A 16200-nucleotide genomic window follows, 5' to 3' on the forward strand; every position below is an offset into this window, starting at 1 on the left:
CTCCATCTGATAAAGCAAAGACGCACCCACGGCGCGCCGACCAATGCTACAGAATGCCTGCCACAGCGGCACAACCGCTTTTTCAGGCTTTTATTGCAAAGTGTGTTGCTCGATGAATTCCAGCGGCTGCAGGCCTTCGCGACTCACCAGTCGATTCAACTCGACCCGTGGCAAGCGAACAGCCAGCAAACTGATGCCTTCTTCGTCGTGTTCTTCTTTCTGAACTGCGCCCAAGGCGAAGAACTGAGCGCGCAGTCGAGCAAAACGCTGAGGCAAGCGCAAGGTGCCAACGAATATTTCATTGCCGAGCAGCTCCGCGACAGCCTGTTTGAGCAAGTCCAGACCCGTACCGTCCCGCGCCGACAACCAGACCCGCTGCGGCTTGCCATCGGCATCCCGCTGGATCTGCGGCTCTACGCCCTCGAGCAAATCGAGTTTGTTATAGACCTCCAGGATCGGCAAGTCTTGAGCACCGATCTCGCCCAGCACCACCATGACCTGCTCAATCTGCGCCATACGCTCCGGCTCATGGGCATCGATCACGTGCAGCAACAGGTCGGAGTTACTCGACTCCTCGAGCGTTGCCCGAAATGCCTCGACCAGTTTATGCGGCAAGTGACGGATGAAACCCACGGTGTCGGCCAGCACGATCGGACCGAGGTCGTCGAGTTCGAGACGGCGCAGGGTCGGGTCGAGCGTGGCGAACAGCTGATTGGCCGCGAAGACGTCGGAATCGGTCACCGAGTTGAACAGCGTCGATTTGCCGGCGTTGGTATAGCCCACGAGTGAAACCGTCGGGATGTCGGCACGTTTTCGGCCGCGACGCGACTGCTCACGCTGACTGCGGACCTTTTCCAGTCGCCCCTTGATCTGCCGCAGGCGAACCCGCAGTAGACGCCGGTCGGTTTCGAGCTGGGTTTCACCCGGGCCGCGCAGACCGATACCGCCTTTCTGCCGCTCAAGGTGAGTCCAGCCGCGAACCAGTCGCGTACTCATGTAGTCAAGCTGGGCCAGTTCGACCTGGAGCTTGCCTTCATGGGTGCGGGCACGTTGGGCGAAGATATCGAGAATCAGGCCTGTGCGGTCAATCACGCGACACTCGAAAACACGCTCGAGGTTACGTTCCTGACTGGGCGTGAGGACGTGATTGAAAATTACCAGATCTACCTGCTCGGCTTTGACCAGGTCGCGTAATTCTTCGACCTTGCCACTGCCAATCAGGTATTTGGCGGTTGGCCGATGACGCGGCACGTTAAAAAACGCGACGGTCTCGGCGCCGGCCGATATGGCCAACTCCTGAAACTCCTGCGGATCTTCGCGCGCCTCAGGGTCCTGACCATCCAAGTGAACGAGTATTGTCCGTTCACCACCACCGTGGCGCTCAAAGAACAAAGGAGACTCCTATCAGGCGTTACCTGGCTCAGCGTCAGCTTGTTCGGTTTCGGTTGCGCTAGGCAGACGAATTGGACGAACCGGCACTACTGTCGAGATAGCATGTTTGTAGACCATCTGGCTGACGGTGTTCTTCAGCAGGATCACGAACTGGTCGAAAGACTCGATCTGACCTTGCAGCTTGATCCCGTTGACCAGATAGATAGAAACCCCAACTTTCTCTTTACGTAAAGTATTCAGGTAAGGGTCTTGTAGCGAATGCCCTTTTGACATGTGCCGCACTCCTTTAAGGATCAATAATAAAAAAATTTAGAAAAACAAATAGCTTAGGCCGTCACACCCCCAAAGGATAGACGGCAATTGCAGGGACTCAGCTCAATATGGAGACCGTTCCCAAGTATTTCAAGGCGCGTGGCAGATTGTCGCAATCCAGGCTGTCCAGCCAATGCAGGTCAGCCCAGCTGCGTAGCCAGGTGAACTGGCGCTTCGCCAATTGGCGCGTGGCAATGATTCCACGCTCCTGCATCTCGGCTGACGTCAGCTTGCCATCCAGATGATCCCAGACTTGTCGGTAGCCTACAGCACGTATAGACGGCAACCCGATATGCAGGTCACTTCTAGTACGCAGAGCTACGACCTCGTCAATGAACCCCTGTTCCAACATTTGTGTGAATCTTTGTGCAATTCGCTCGTGCAGTACCTGACGGTTCGCTGGAGCGATGGCCAAGTTCGCGACAGTATAGGGCAATTGTCCACGTCCCGAAGCGGCTGCTTCAGTACTTTGCGCAGATTGTCGCTGCCGGAGGGCCGTCATGCTCAGGCCGCTGACGCGATAAACTTCCAGCGCCCGGCTCAATCGCTGCGGATCATTGGGGTGAATTCTCGCCGCCGATTCCGGGTCGATCACCGCCAACTGGTCGTGCAGGGCTTGCCAGCCGAGGCGTGCAGCCTCTTGTTCGATTTCTGCGCGCACCTGCGGATCGGCCGCCGGCATGTCTGCCAGGCCTTCGAGCAAAGCCTTGTAATAGAGCATCGTGCCACCTACCAGCAGCGGAATATTGCCGCGCGCGGTGATGTCGGCCATGGCGGCCAGAGCGTCATTGCGAAAATCAGCCGCTGAATAACTCTGTGCCGGGTCACGAATGTCGATCAATTGATGGGGGAACTCGGCCAACAGCGCTTTCGAAGGCTTGGCGGTGCCGATGTCCATGCCGCGGTAGACCAGCGCCGAATCGACGCTGATCAACTCGCAGGGCAGCACCTTGCTCAGTTCGATGGCCAGATCGGTCTTGCCAGCGGCCGTCGGCCCCATCAGGAATATGGCGGGAGGGAGCTGGCTCATCAACGACCGCGCAAGAACAGTTTGTCCAGATCGTCCAGGCCCAATTGGGTCCAGGTCGGTCTGCCATGGTTGCATTGACCGCTGCGCTCGGTGTTTTCCATGTCACGCAGCAAACCGTTCATTTCCGGCAAGGCCAGGCGCCGGTTGGCGCGAATCGCGCCATGGCAGGCCATGGTTCCGAGCAACTCGTTCAGATGCGCCTGAATCCGGTCACTGGTGCCGTACTCCATCAGGTCTGCCAGCACGTCGTGCACCAGCCGGTTGGCCTCCGCCTGCTTCAACAGCGCCGGTATCTGCCGAATCGCCAGGGTTTCCGGGCCTAGTCGCTGCAACTCGAAACCGAGCCGCTGGAACCAGTTCATGTGTTCTTCGGCGCAGTCCGCTTCGCGCTGGCTGACGGCAATCGACTCTGGCACCAGCAACGGCTGGCCACTCAAGCCTTCGCTGGCCATCGCGACTTTCAGTCGCTCATACATGATCCGCTCGTGGGCTGCATGCATGTCCACCAGCACCAGCCCCTGGGCGTTCTCCGAGAGAATATAGATGCCTTTAAGCTGCGCCAGCGCATAGCCCAAGGGCGGGATATCGCCCTGGCCGTCCGGCAGCGCAGCCGCCGCGTTTTCTGGCAAAGGCGCATAAAATTCGCGATAAGCGCTCTGGGCTTCGGCCACCGGCAAGGTCGATTGTGGCCGTGGCGTGTACTGGTACTGATAACCCGCGCCAGCGCCTGAACCCGGCGCGCTGAATGTCGGTTGCGGCTGTGGCTGTTCCAGCAGCAAATTGGCTGCCAGACGCATTTCGCCCTGTGGGCCGAACTCGCCGGCCTCAATACCTGTAGGGCGGGCCATACCGGCAACCGCGACGGGTGCAGCCAGATGGTCTTCCGGACGCACGTCGCCCAAGGCACGGTGCAAGGTGCCGTAAAGGAAGTCGTGAACCATGCGCCCGTCACGGAAGCGTACTTCGTGCTTGGTCGGGTGCACGTTGACGTCCACTACCGCCGGATCGACTTCGAAAAACAGTACGAACGTTGGATGCCGTCCGTTGAACAACACGTCGCGGTAAGCCTGGCGCACTGCGTGGGCGACCAGCTTGTCGCGCACGGCTCGACCGTTGACGTAGAAATACTGCAAATCCGCCTGGCTGCGGGAGAATGTCGGCAAGCCGACCCAACCCCATAGGTGCAGACCGTTACGCTCGACCTCGATCGGCAGCGCCTGCTCGAGGAACCCCGCACCGCAAACAGCTGCCACGCGCCGGGCGCGAGCCGCGTCGTCATGGGCTTCGTGCAGGCTGAGTATCGTTTTACCGTTGTGGCGCAAGTGGAAGGCTACGTCGAAACGCGCCAGCGCCAGGCGCTTGATCACTTCTTGCAGGTGATCGAACTCGGTTTTTTCGGCCTTGAGGAATTTGCGCCGTGCCGGCGTGTTGAAAAACAGATCGCGCACTTCCACCGACGTGCCCACTGGATGGGCGGCCGGCTGGACCCGAGGCGCCATGTCACGGCCTTCGGTCTCGACTTGCCAGGCTTGCTCGGCACCGCGAGTGCGGGAGGTCAGGGTCAGACGTGCGACAGAACTGATGGACGCCAGTGCTTCGCCGCGAAACCCCAGGCTCATCACCCGTTCGAGGTCTTCCAGGTCGCGAATTTTACTGGTGGCATGTCGCGCCAGGGCCAGCGGCAGGTCATCCGAGGAGATACCGCTGCCATCGTCACGCACGCGCAACAACTTGACCCCGGCCTGCTCGACGTCCACGTCGATACGCTTGGCACCGGAATCGAGGCTGTTTTCCAGCAACTCCTTGATCACCGAAGCCGGGCGCTCGACCACCTCACCGGCGGCAATCTGGTTCGCCAGCCGTGGGCTGAGCAGCTCGATACGAGCGCCGCCGATCATTGCTTCGCTCATTCCTTGACCGCCAGTTCCGAACTCGGAATGTTAAGGGTCTGACCGATCTTCAACTCATCGTTCTTCAGGTTATTGGCGCTGCGCAACGCCGCTGGAGAAACCTGATAGCGCACGGCGATCATCGCCAGTGTCTCACCCGGGTTCACCCGATGATCACGTGCACCCTGGGCAATCTTGCCGGAATCGCGCAGCCAGGCAATGTAGGTGCCTGGCGGTGGATTTTGCTGGAAGAACTGCCGCACACCACCACTGATGGAACGAGCCAACGCTTGCTGGTGGCTGGCCGCCGCCAGTTTCGAGGCTTCGTTGGCGTTGGAGATAAACCCGGTTTCCACCAGGATCGACGGAATATCCGGGGATTTCAGCACCATGAACCCGGCCTGCTCGACGCGCTGCTTGTGCAACGGCGTAACCCGGCCGATGTTGCTCAGCACTTTCTGGCCGACGTTCAGGCTTGAAGTCAGCGAGGCAGTCATCGACAAATCCAGCAACACCCCAGCCAGCATCCGGTCCTTGTCGTCGAGGCTGACGTTGCCGGCACCACCGATCAGGTCGGAGCGGTTTTCACTGTCGGCCAGCCAACGGGCGGTCTCCGAGGTGGCACCGCGGTCGGACAGGGCGAACACTGAAGCGCCAAAAGCCGCCTTGGACGGCGCCGCATCGGCGTGGATCGACACAAACAGGTCCGCGCCCTTCTTGCGGGCAATCTCGGTACGGCCGCGCAAGGGAATGAAGTAGTCGCCGGTGCGGGTCAGCTCGGCGCGAAAACCTTTCATGCCATTGACCTGACGCTGCAGCTCCCTGGCGATCGCCAGCACCACGTCTTTTTCCTTCTGGCCTCGGGAGCCGGAAGCGCCCGGGTCTTCGCCGCCGTGACCGGCGTCGATCACCACGATAATGTCACGCTTGCCGGCTGGCGCGGGCGGCAACTTGACCGTTGGCTCGACCGGGGTCACCGGCACCACAGGCACCGTGGCAACGTTGGTCGGCGGCGGAGTTGGCGCGGCATCGGCGGGGTTGTCGAACAGGTCGACCACCAATCGGTTGCCGTACTGCGCATTCGGCGCCAGGGTGAAGCTCTTCGGAGTAACGGCCTGTTTCAGGTCGATGACCACCCGCAGGTCGGTCGGCGTGCGCTGGGCCGAGCGCATAGAGGTAATCGGGGTGTTAGCGCTGGAGACATTCAGCGGACCGCCAAGCGTCGCGCCATTAATGTCGATGACCAGACGGTCCGGTGCCGTAAGGGTAAAAACGCTGTGCTGGACCGGACCGGTCAGGTCGAACACCAGTCGGGTGTTATCCGGTGCGCGCCACAGGCGTACGCTGCGGACCTGTGTTGCAGCCACAGCGTCGACGGCCAGTGCCGTAAGCAATAGTCCTACGACAGCAACCAACGCGCGAAAGCGCATACCTAACCCCATCATTTATTTGAATTCCAATGCCAAAGCGGCACACCACGACTCGCCACGCGAGCCCTGGGGCAACAAACTCAGCGAACGTCCGCTGTTATGCGGGCTAATGGTAATGGTCAGGTCGGGCTTTGGCAAAAAGCCTGCACCACGCTGGGGCCATTCGATCAGACACAACGCATCGCCTTCGAGGTAATCACGGATGCCGAGATATTCCAGCTCCTCCGGATCGACCAGTCGATAGAGGTCGAAATGGAAGGCCCGAACCTCGCCGATCTCATAGGGCTCGACCAGGGTAAAGGTCGGACTCTTGACCGCCCCCACATGCCCCAATCCACGGATGATGCCCCGCGACAAGGTGGTTTTCCCCGCCCCCAGGTCACCGTCCAGAAAGATCACCCCGAGCCCTTCGGTGACTTGAGCGATACACGCCCCCAACTTGATCATCGCCTCTTCGTCGGGCAGATACAGGGTTACTTCAGACACGGTGATTGCTCCTCCAGCAACTGACGAATGGCTGGAATCAAATCACTGGCCGCCAGCCCCCGGCCCAACTTGCCTTGACGCTCGCCGGCGCTGGCATGCAACCAGACCGCGAGGCAGGCCGCATCGAAAGCGTCCATGCCTTGTGCCAGCAGTGCGCCAATCAGGCCCGCCAGCACATCCCCCAGACCTGCCGCGGCCATCGCCGGATGGCCGCGATCACACAGTGCCAGACGACCATCCGGACTGGCGATCAGACTACCGGCACCTTTGAGCACCACAACAGCTGAATATTTCTTGCTCAATTGGCGCGCAACAGTAAAGCGATCAGCCTGAACGTCCGCTGTCGAAATGCCTAACAGACGCCCCGCCTCGCCTGGATGCGGAGTTATCACGCAACCCTCGGGCAGTTCCAGTGCGTCTTTGGACAGCAGGTTCAGCGCGTCGGCATCCCAGACTTGCGGCACAGGCGCATTGACCGCCGCAGACAACAGGCTGCGACCCCACGCGGCTTGACCCAGCCCTGGGCCTACCACCACCACCGAAGCCTGTTCAAGCAACCCCATCAGCTGGTTCGCCGAATGTGTGCCCGCCGTCATGACTTCCGGCAAACGCGCCAGGGCCGCCGCGACATGCTCGCTGCGGGTAGCCAGCGACACCATACCCGCGCCGCTACGCAGGGCGCATTCGGCACTTAACAGAATCGCCCCACCCAGGCCGCGATCGCCGCCGATCAGCAACACATGGCCGGATTGACCTTTATGGGCAGTGGGCCGCCGCTCTGCCAGATGCGGCAGATTGCCCGGCATCAAGCGTTTGGCGCTGACGCAAGCCTCGGCCAGCAGTTCAGGCGAGGCTTGCAGATCATTGAACAGTAGCTCGCCAACGTAATCCGGAGCCTGGGCGGTGAACAACCCAAGCTTCAAGCCAATGAACGTTACCGTCAGGTCAGCCCGTATCGACACGCCCAGGACTCGCCCGGTGTCGGCACACAGGCCCGAAGGAATATCCACCGCGGCGACTGGCAGACCGCTGGCATTGATCGCGGCGATGATACTGGCGTAAGGCTCACGCACTTCGCCGGCCAGCCCCGTCCCCAGTAGCGCATCCAGCAGAACCCCGCGCAATGCGACGGGCCCGGTCCAGGGCTGGACGGTGACGCCGACCGCCAAAGCCTCGGCATAGGCCAAGGCCGCATCGCCCTGCAACCGCTGCGGATCCCCAGCGGCAAGAACCTGTACCTGCCAACCGCCACGCAGGGCCAACGCGGCGACCAGATAGCCATCGCCGGCGTTATTCCCATGCCCCGCGACAACACTGAGCTCCCGCGCATCTGGCCAGCGTCTGACCATGGCTCGCCACACGGCCCGAGCGGCGCGCTGCATCAATTCGAAGCCCGTTGTGCCCGCCGCAATCAGGCTGGCATCAAGGTCGCGAACTTGAGCGGCGCTATACAGCGCGTCGGGTAAATCGTCTTTAATGTGCGGCATGCGTCTTCAGGCTCCGATGTCTGGCAGAATTATACGCACCTCAGCCCCGGTTTCTCTCGTCTCATGCCTGCAATTACTACTGACCTCGCCGCTCTCGCCCAATCGATCAAGGATTGGGGGCGCGAACTGGGTTTCCAACAAGTCGGCATCAGCGGCCTGGACCTGGCCGAGCATGAGCAGCACCTGCAACGTTGGCTCGACGCCGGCTATCACGGCGAGATGGACTACATGGGTGCCCATGGCAGCAAGCGCTCCCACCCTGAAGAGTTGGTCCCCGGCACCTTGAGAGTAGTTTCTCTGCGCATGGATTACCTGCCCGGCGATACCCAGATGGCGCAACGTCTGGCTCAGCCGGAAAAAGCCTACGTCTCGCGTTATGCCCTGGGCCGCGATTATCACAAGCTGATTCGCAAGCGCGTGCAACAGCTTGCCGAGCGGATTCAGGCAGTTATCGGCCCCTTCGGCTACCGCGCCTTTGTCGACAGCGCCCCGGTGCTGGAAAAAGCCATCGCCGAACAGGCCGGACTCGGCTGGATCGGCAAGAACACCCTGGTGCTGAACCGCAAAGCCGGCAGCTATTTCTTTCTGAGCGAACTGTTTGTCGACCTGCCGCTGCCCGTGGACCCGCCCCACGCCACCGAACATTGCGGCCGCTGCACCGCGTGCCTGGACATCTGCCCGACCAACGCCTTCGTCGGCCCCTATGTGCTGGACGCCCGGCGCTGCATTTCCTACCTGACTATCGAACTGAAAACCGCCATCCCCGAGGATTTGCGGCCACTGATCGGCAATCGGGTGTTCGGTTGCGATGACTGCCAGATCGTCTGCCCGTGGAACCGCTTCGCCCGCCCGTCGGGAGAGAGCGACTTCAAGCCCCGGCACAACCTGGACAACGCGGAACTGGCCGAGCTGTTTATGTGGGATGAAGACAAATTCCTCAGCAGCACCGAGGGCTCGCCACTGCGCCGCGCCGGCTACGAGCGCTGGCTGCGCAACCTGGCGGTCGGGCTGGGAAATGCGCCTTCAACGATTCCGGTGCTGGAAGCGTTGAAGGCGCGACGGGACTATCCGTCGGAGTTGGTGAGGGAGCATGTGGAGTGGGCATTGAATGAACATGCACGGCGCGGGGCGTAATCCGCGCGCCTTATTGTGCGCAACAGTCAATGTCAGGATGGACCGACAATCATCGGTCAGCCTATCCTGATGTCGGCCCGCAGAAAAAATCATGCATAGCCGCTAACCGCATTATTACGACAGTCTGCGCACACCGATTGCCGATGTTTGCGGATGAACATCAAAAGCCATTCGATCCTTGCCTGCAAGGCGCGCACCGACACGATCACGCCCCCGCTCCGCAGAAGCAGCGTTGTTCCAGGTGTCTGAGCCAGAACGACCGGCATTACTCTGTTTTCCAGTATTTTGATCTTTCGAGGTTTCCGACGGGGCCCTGACAGGCTCGTCGCTCTTGGTGGCTCCACCACTTTCCCCTCCCGAGCCAGAATCGAGCAGTTTACCGACGCTACCAATACCAATTGAAAGTGCGGCAACCCTTTCTCCAGGACCGATTATCGCCGAGAAGACCTTACCGAATGTCGCCCCCCGACTGGCCAGCTTCGATGCACCACCGACGGCGCCAGCCGCCCCGACACCCAAGGATGCCACGCCCAACCCCAGGCTCACCCATCCCAAAATGCTGGCGGCTTCGGATCCTGGTGCGACTTCATTCACAATAACTTCTGCGATACCAGCGACGGCTGAAGCAAGACCCAGCCCGATACTCAACACCCCAAGCGGCGTCGCCGCCCCCAGAGTCGCCACACTGAGTGCAACACCGATCAGCGTTAGAACAATCGACGTGAAGATGCTCCAAAACGAATGCCCCGTCGGGTCAAACCGGTTAATCGGATCGCCTGCACAATAGGCGTAAGGGTTCAAGCCACCCTCACCGAACGGACTCAAGCTATCCGGGCTGAAAAAACGCATCAACGTCGGACTGTAGGCCCGGTAGCCATTGCCCAGCAGATACAAGCCCGTCACCGGATCAAGTTGTTCTCCACTAAAACCCAACAGAGAAAACAACCCACCTTCCACTGGACGATATCCATAAGGGCTATAGGCAACATCTTGGTATTGCGCCCCTTTCAATTTGCACAACACACTCTGCTGCTGGTCCGTGCTGTATAGCTTGGTCCCAGCCTCCAGCCCCTGCTGATGCTGGCCCAACAAAATTGCGGCCTGACGCAAGCAGGTGCTCTTGTCGTCGCCGCGCACTTCGTTTATCACCCGCTCGTCGCGGTAGAAGCGCTGGATAGGCGCCCCTTCGGGCTGCGATAGTTCAACCAACTGATCCTGGGAGTCATAGTGGTAACCGCGCACCACCGCCTTTACCGCGCTGGCCACTTGGGTCAGGCGACCCAAGGCATCGTAGGTCAAGGTACGTTCCTGATCATCCTTGATCAGCCGACCATTGGCGTCGTATTGCAAGACTACCGGCGCCGGATAATCCTTATGCGTATGCGTTATGCCGATCAACTGGGTCGGATCGTTGGCGCTGTACTGGTAGCTCGCAAGGTTCTCACCGCCGGGAAACCCGGTTTTCAGCGTGAGGATATTGTCCATCGCATCAAACACGTAGGTTTGTTTAAGGATCTCCTTGCCGCAAGCGTCTCGTGGCAGCTGCGTGCCCCCGCAGGTGTACAGGCTCAGCCGGCCGCGCTTGTCATAGCTGAACAGTTCATTACGCAGGACAACGTCCCCGCTCTTCAGTGTTTTTTGCGCAAGCTTGTTGGCTTGGGTGTAACTGGATGTCAGGACTTGCGTGGGCGAACCATTGATCTCAAAGACACGCGAGACCTCGCGCCCCAGGTCGTCATAGGCCAGCCTGGTGATCAGGGAAGCCTGACCGCTCTTCTCTTGGGCATTGACCGCTGTCAGTTGGTTCAAGGTGTTGTAAGAAAACGTGGTTTTGAGCGCGTCGTGTTCAAATGACTTCGGGCGACCCCATTCATCATATTCAGTCTTGTGTTCATTCCCGAACACATCGGTGCACGTCAGCGGGCGTCCGGCCAGGGAATAGGCATAGAGGGCATTCTTCTGCGCCGTGCCACGGGTCGACGTTTCCTTCTTGAGCCGTCCGGACGGGTAATACTCATAACGGGTTTCGTATCCTTGCTCGATGTGCCTCACCGGCAAGCCAGATTGGGGGTCGTAGGTAAAGCTGGCGACCGATTCTCCAGTCTTTCCAGTAGCCTTGCGCAAGGTCACCCGCTTGCCAAGGTTGCGCTCATAAGTGTATTCAACCTTGTCAGTGTTCGGCATCTGACTCCAGGCCGGCAGGCTGAAGCCAGCATCGTATCCTGACGTGGTTGTCCGACCACCGACCGTGCTCTTGGTCAAACGCCCCAACCCATCGAAGACCTGCTGGCCCAGGCTACGCCCAGCTACCTTTATCTCGATCGGTAACAGTGCTTGGCTATGGGCCGCGTACTGCGTCTGCACCGCATTACCATCAGGCAGAACACTGCGGTGCAGCCGATTAAACACGTCGTACTCATAAGTGGTTTCGTTGCCGACCGGATCCGTCTGGCTGACAGCGCGACCCAGACCGTCATACATATGGAGGGTCTTGCCCTGGCTGTTGTCCCTGATGTCGAACACCTCGACACTGTCAGGCTTGCCAAAGTCATTATGGATCGTGACCTTTTTGCCCATACCCTCCAGCCAACTCGTCTCACTCCGGGTCACGGGGTCGAGTTCACGGTGTTCCTTTCGCCCATCCGCATGGCGGGTGGTTTTTACCTGCCCCCAATCATCAAAGACAAATCCGGTTTTCAGCACGAGAGGCGCGCCCCGTAGCCAATCGGTCCGGATCGACTCGATGAGCTGGCCAACGGCATTGTGCTGCGCCGAATAGACCGTACGGAGCGGGCCATTGGCCTGATTGTCGGCGTCTTGTTCTTCAATACGGACCGTACGCCCCAGCCCGTCATAAGTGATCCGCTGTTGCAGGCCGCTGACATCCGTACTGAGCATCGTCGCGGGTGTACTACTGCCGACGGCCAATTGATAGGACGTACGGCGTCTGGCTTCGAAGGGCGTACCAGGTGCCACGGTCTCACTCACGACCCGGCCAATGGTGTCGTACTCGAAAACAACGATCCCTTCATCCTCATTCTGCTCGGACAACTTCACGCCGTTCAGCACCGAGTACGTCCGCGCAGCCGTTGTGCGAGTGCCATCCCTCCCTGTCAGGATGGTTTGCAGGGTGCGGTCTGTGTCACTGAAGGTGTAAAGGAACTCGGATTGAGTCGATTCGCCGTTCTGAGTGACGGTTTGCTTTTGCAGCAGGCCATGTCGCAACGGGTCGGCCTGAGCACTGAAATAAACCAGGTCGGTCTGTGAGCGTAATGCTTCGCGACTTCCTGTCTGCTCAAAGAATTGTTCTCGCACAGGCACGACGTTCTGCACTGTTGCGCCAGTCAATCCGGGCTGCAATTGATAGCTATAGCGAGTGACAGTAGTCGCAGCCGCGGCCAACCCTGTCGCCGGGAAGACTGTCCGCTGCTTTTCGAAGCGCACAAACCCCAAGGGATCGGCGGGACAGCCATCGGCACCGGTTGCCGGGTAGAATTCGGAAACGGTTGTCACGCCGTTCGGATCGACTTGCTTGAGCAAATTGCCCAAGGTGTCGTACTCGGTACGAGTCACTTCCTCCCTAAACTTTCCGGTTGCGCGGTTTTCATAGCGTTGCGTCTGGACTTTTGGCAAACGAAATTGCGCAGGTTGCTGGGCGAAACTCTTGCGTGGATCGAGGTGATATTCAATCAATTGCGAGGTGACCATCTTGTTGCAAGTCGTCACCTCCGATACCCGCAAATGGTACTGGTTGTAAGTGCGTGTCGTTGAACTGTAAACCTTGCCTTCCGATGTCAAGGATTCCGTCGAGGTGTATTCATAATCGGAAGTCGTCTGGTAAAGATTGTCTCCCTCCGTTGACCATCTGATGTCTTCAGCGCCGAAACCCAGGAAGTTATTGTCGGAAAACTCATAATTTTTCGTTATGGCGGGCTGATTGTGTCTCGGAAAAACAGTATGCGAGTTCACATAAGGCAGGGAGCGCAGGGGCGAACCCCGCGGGAGTCGATGGCCTATACCCTGATAGCCAATGACTTCGCGCGCTCCAAGCGGCGAATCGATCGCCGTCAGGTAACTGAGGCGATCATAATCCTCATACTCAAGCTTCCAGGATCCACCTGTGGGCAAGTCAATGGATACAACTCTATCGTTGGCGAGCGTCAGGATAAACTTCGCCTCGCACTCCGTGCCGGGATACTGCACAAGCGTGACGCGTCCCTGGGAACGGGAAACACTCAGCAAAATGCGCTGAGTGTCCCGCACTTCCTTGAGTATCGGCTGCTCATTGATCGAGGTATAGTCGAACGTAATACTCGCACCATTCGCAGCAACGATTCGCGTTGGCACCGCCACTTCGCTTGCGCCGTAGACTTTTAGCTCTTCGCGCTGGCCATTCTTGTGAACAAGGTCATAGCGATTGGGTGCAGGCCGGCTGGTTTTGATAGTTTCAAGTTTAAGCTCTTCGAAACTCAGCCCGGCGATGGTCTCCTTTGCCTTGTAACTTTCACCCGAGGACAGTGTGAGTGTCTCATTTTCTTTGTCATATCGGGTTAATGCCAGCGACCAGCCCACCCCTAACCCTATATCCGCGCCGTTGATCGGATTGAAATATAAATTAATCGGCAGGGAGGGCCCATTCAAGCTTCCAGACTTGATCTCCCCCAATGTTAGTGAGCAGGTATAAATTCCGGTACGAGGGTCGACACCACCGACCATGAAGTCATGAAAATTAAAGGCGTTCGAATAAATGTCCGTTGAGTTTTTGACAGTCATTAAAAGATTCTCACTGATAACAGACTCTAAACAGCAATCGATGAAGACAGTGCTGGATGCGTCGCGACTTCTAACGGAAGCGCGCAATGCACTAGAGCAGCGCTAGCCTCTTTGCAAGGTAAACGCAGTGTTATTCATATTGATCGCAATCGACAGCTTATGATCATTACCAAACTCATCCGTCACCGTAAAATAGAACGGTGCCGTTCTGACGGGTGAACTCATGGGATACTTTGTCGAAACCCCCTGAACAAACGTGAGCTCTCCCGAACGCTGATTGATGTCAACCACATACTGATTTTCTGGCAGGTTAACCTGTACTTGTTTGGCGGTAGCCAGAGGAAACTCACCGCAGAAACCTTTGACACCAGGGATATTATTGATCAACCCAGTATTACAAAACAGTATTGGGTACTGGTAACCCGTATTGTACTGCGCACTTTCCCAAGCCACCAATTTAACCTGACTTTCGTTTGGATATAACCCCAGATAATATCGATAAAGACTGTCACCGCCCCGCTCTTGCCCGACCCTTTCCGCCTGCATTCTGAATTGACTGATGGCGTAGGTTGGTTTTGCGTCGGCTTGAATGATGATGCTTTTATTTATTTTTTTACCGTCTGGATTTGTGGTGTTGTTGCTCCTGTAGGTTTTTCCCTGCAAGGTCACCTCTGCCGCGATTTGTGCTTGCCCCACTTCAGAGGAAGATACCCAGAAAACAAATGGCTCCGCAGCGGATTGAATACCTCCAGGCGTCTCATGAGAAAAGGAGTTTACAAAGCGACTTGAATTCCATCCTGCCAACGGTTTGCCCGTGTACACGTCGCTTCTCAATGGCAGGCCGTTGTGATACCGAATCAACTTTGCCGTGATCAAATCAGGGTAAAAGGACAGTGGAACATCATTACCATCAGAATCTACCGCTTCTATGAATACCCAGACACGCACCTGCATCCTGCCATTGGCATATAACTTCTTGGACTCAATACCAGGCGCTTCGAACCTGACATCAAGACGGGTCACTTTATCAATACGTCCCGCTGCCGGGGGCGGCGACACAACCATTTCAGAAATCGGCTGACCACTAATGTTTTTCGAATCGCTCATGCATGCCTTCCTTGCTATTTATTTCAATCGCGGCTTTTTTTGACCGCACTAAAGGTAACAACCGAGACTCGCTCGGCGTCGCGCCACTTAGTAATAGCAAGGAATGAGCAACGCTTCTACCCGGCAGAAGCGGACCATTTTTCTCCGCCCACCGGCATTTCAAACCTCATGTTTCATTATTTTATTACATATGTCGAAAACAGGATTCTTGTTTAACACAAAATTTCCAGCCCCGCACAAACACCCAGGCTTTATTTCAACATAAAATACCGCCACCTTATTACCAGCTTCAAAACCAACAAAGCGTAAAGCACTGCGCGCAGACTTTTGGATCCATTTCAAATTGGTTCAATACTTTTCGATAAACGCCTGCATTCTTGATATATCAAGTAATAAGCTTTTTTCAGAGTTCCACAGACTGTTTTCAAGAGCCGGATTTATGATCAGTCAGGGATAGAGTCTTCGATCACTGCTCATCGTTATAAACAAACTTAGGCATGTCCCAATGAAAGCGAATCGCCAGCAAGCGCAGCAGGAAGCCGCCAAACAAGGTCAGCAGAATCGCCTGCTCGCTTGGCAATTGCAGATAGACGCAGAGCAGATAACACCAGGCGGCGGCGAACGAGACGCTGGCGTAGAGTTCACGGCGGAAGATCAGCGGAATGTCGTTGCAGAAGATGTCCCGCAGAATGCCACCGAATACCCCGGTGATCACGCCGCTGACCGAGGCCACTAGCATGCCGTGGCCCATTTCCAGGGCGATCATGCAGCCGATCAGGGTGAAGGCCACCAGGCCTGCGGCATCGAGCACCAGGAACAGCGAACGCAGGTGACGCATCCAGCGCGCGATGAAGATTGTCACCAATGCCGCGATCGAGGTCAGTACCAGATATTCCGGGTGTTTGACCCAAGTCAGCGGATAGTGCCCCAGCAGTACGTCGCGCACCGAACCACCCCCAAGCGCCGTCACGCAAGCGATCAGCACCACACCGAACCAATCCATGCCGCGGCGGCCAGCGGACAAGGCACCGGTCATGGCTTCGGTAGTAATGGCAATCAGGTAGAGCATGAGCAACATGGCGGGCAGTCCTTGCGAGAAGGCGCGCAGTCTAACCAGTTGGCGGGGGCACCAAAAGAGGGCAACCGTTAATCCCAACCAT

General features: G+C 57.8%; 11 protein-coding genes. 1 reads left to right on the forward strand and 10 read right to left on the reverse strand.

Translation table 11 applies throughout. The annotated features are described in order from the left end of the window. Window positions 1–90: 90 nt before the first annotated feature. The 7 genes from hflX to AC3IUA_RS28500 all read right to left on the reverse strand — a co-directional run bounded on the left by hflX (window position 91) and on the right by AC3IUA_RS28500 (window position 8026). On the reverse strand, window positions 91–1392 hold the full coding sequence (hflX, locus tag AC3IUA_RS28470) for a ribosome rescue GTPase HflX (protein ID WP_489358093.1): 1302 nt from the start codon (window positions 1390–1392) through the stop codon (window positions 91–93). Window positions 1393–1404: 12 nt separating this feature from the next. Further along, window positions 1405–1665, reverse strand: coding sequence for an RNA chaperone Hfq (gene hfq / locus AC3IUA_RS28475; protein ID WP_150640442.1), 261 nt, complete (start codon window positions 1663–1665; stop codon window positions 1405–1407). A gap of 97 nt (window positions 1666–1762) precedes the next feature. Continuing rightward, complete coding sequence (gene miaA / locus AC3IUA_RS28480; RefSeq protein WP_489358094.1) at window positions 1763–2734, reverse strand: tRNA (adenosine(37)-N6)-dimethylallyltransferase MiaA; 972 nt, start codon at window positions 2732–2734, stop codon at window positions 1763–1765. After that, window positions 2734–4632: a DNA mismatch repair endonuclease MutL gene (mutL, locus tag AC3IUA_RS28485; RefSeq protein ID WP_489362513.1), complete on the reverse strand. Its 1899-nt coding sequence runs from the start codon at window positions 4630–4632 to the stop codon at window positions 2734–2736. Before mutL ends, miaA begins: the two co-directional genes overlap by 1 nt. Before the next feature lie 8 nt (window positions 4633–4640). Then, window positions 4641–6053 (reverse strand): N-acetylmuramoyl-L-alanine amidase, encoded by a 1413-nt coding sequence (locus AC3IUA_RS28490; RefSeq protein WP_489358095.1) that lies wholly within the window; start codon window positions 6051–6053, stop codon window positions 4641–4643. Between the two features lie 15 nt (window positions 6054–6068). Beyond that, window positions 6069–6539, reverse strand: coding sequence for a tRNA (adenosine(37)-N6)-threonylcarbamoyltransferase complex ATPase subunit type 1 TsaE (gene tsaE / locus AC3IUA_RS28495; protein WP_489358096.1), 471 nt, complete (start codon window positions 6537–6539; stop codon window positions 6069–6071). After that, window positions 6527–8026 carry an NAD(P)H-hydrate dehydratase gene (locus AC3IUA_RS28500; RefSeq protein WP_489358097.1) on the reverse strand — a complete coding sequence of 500 codons (1500 nt, stop codon included), beginning with the start codon at window positions 8024–8026 and terminating at the stop codon, window positions 6527–6529. Before AC3IUA_RS28500 ends, tsaE begins: the two co-directional genes overlap by 13 nt. 63 nt (window positions 8027–8089) lie before the next feature. On the opposite strand from AC3IUA_RS28500, the gene queG reads away from it, so the two are divergent. Beyond that, window positions 8090–9160: a tRNA epoxyqueuosine(34) reductase QueG gene (queG, locus tag AC3IUA_RS28505; RefSeq protein ID WP_489358098.1), complete on the forward strand. Its 1071-nt coding sequence runs from the start codon at window positions 8090–8092 to the stop codon at window positions 9158–9160. Between the two features lie 114 nt (window positions 9161–9274). Here queG and AC3IUA_RS28510 read toward each other — a convergent pair whose 3' ends face one another. The 3 genes from AC3IUA_RS28510 to AC3IUA_RS28520 form a co-directional block, all read right to left on the reverse strand. After that, on the reverse strand, window positions 9275–13933 hold the full coding sequence (locus AC3IUA_RS28510; protein WP_489358099.1) for an RHS repeat-associated core domain-containing protein: 4659 nt from the start codon (window positions 13931–13933) through the stop codon (window positions 9275–9277). 102 nt (window positions 13934–14035) lie between these two features. Then, window positions 14036–15040, reverse strand: coding sequence for a hypothetical protein (locus tag AC3IUA_RS28515; protein WP_489358100.1), 1005 nt, complete (start codon window positions 15038–15040; stop codon window positions 14036–14038). 466 nt (window positions 15041–15506) lie between these two features. After that, window positions 15507–16118, reverse strand: a complete 612-nt coding sequence (locus AC3IUA_RS28520; RefSeq protein WP_489358101.1) for a trimeric intracellular cation channel family protein — start codon at window positions 16116–16118, stop codon at window positions 15507–15509. Window positions 16119–16200: the final 82 nt, after the last annotated feature.

Source organism: Pseudomonas sp. KH_050, assembly GCF_057838875.1.

Excerpts from the sequence above, each read along its gene's own strand:
- hfq (WP_150640442.1), bottom strand. The coding sequence starts at position 1,665 with ATGTCAAAAGGGCATTCGCTACAAGACCCTTACCTGAATACTTTACGT.
- miaA (WP_489358094.1), bottom strand. The coding sequence starts at position 2,734 with ATGAGCCAGCTCCCTCCCGCCATATTCCTGATGGGGCCGACGGCCGCT.
- mutL (WP_489362513.1), bottom strand. The coding sequence starts at position 4,632 with ATGATCGGCGGCGCTCGTATCGAGCTGCTCAGCCCACGGCTGGCGAAC.
- AC3IUA_RS28490 (WP_489358095.1), bottom strand. The coding sequence starts at position 6,053 with ATGCGCTTTCGCGCGTTGGTTGCTGTCGTAGGACTATTGCTTACGGCA.
- AC3IUA_RS28500 (WP_489358097.1), bottom strand. The coding sequence starts at position 8,026 with ATGCCGCACATTAAAGACGATTTACCCGACGCGCTGTATAGCGCCGCT.
- queG (WP_489358098.1), top strand. The coding sequence starts at position 8,090 with ATGCCTGCAATTACTACTGACCTCGCCGCTCTCGCCCAATCGATCAAG.
- AC3IUA_RS28510 (WP_489358099.1), bottom strand. The coding sequence starts at position 13,933 with ATGACTGTCAAAAACTCAACGGACATTTATTCGAACGCCTTTAATTTT.
- AC3IUA_RS28515 (WP_489358100.1), bottom strand. The coding sequence starts at position 15,040 with ATGAGCGATTCGAAAAACATTAGTGGTCAGCCGATTTCTGAAATGGTT.
- AC3IUA_RS28520 (WP_489358101.1), bottom strand. The coding sequence starts at position 16,118 with ATGTTGCTCATGCTCTACCTGATTGCCATTACTACCGAAGCCATGACC.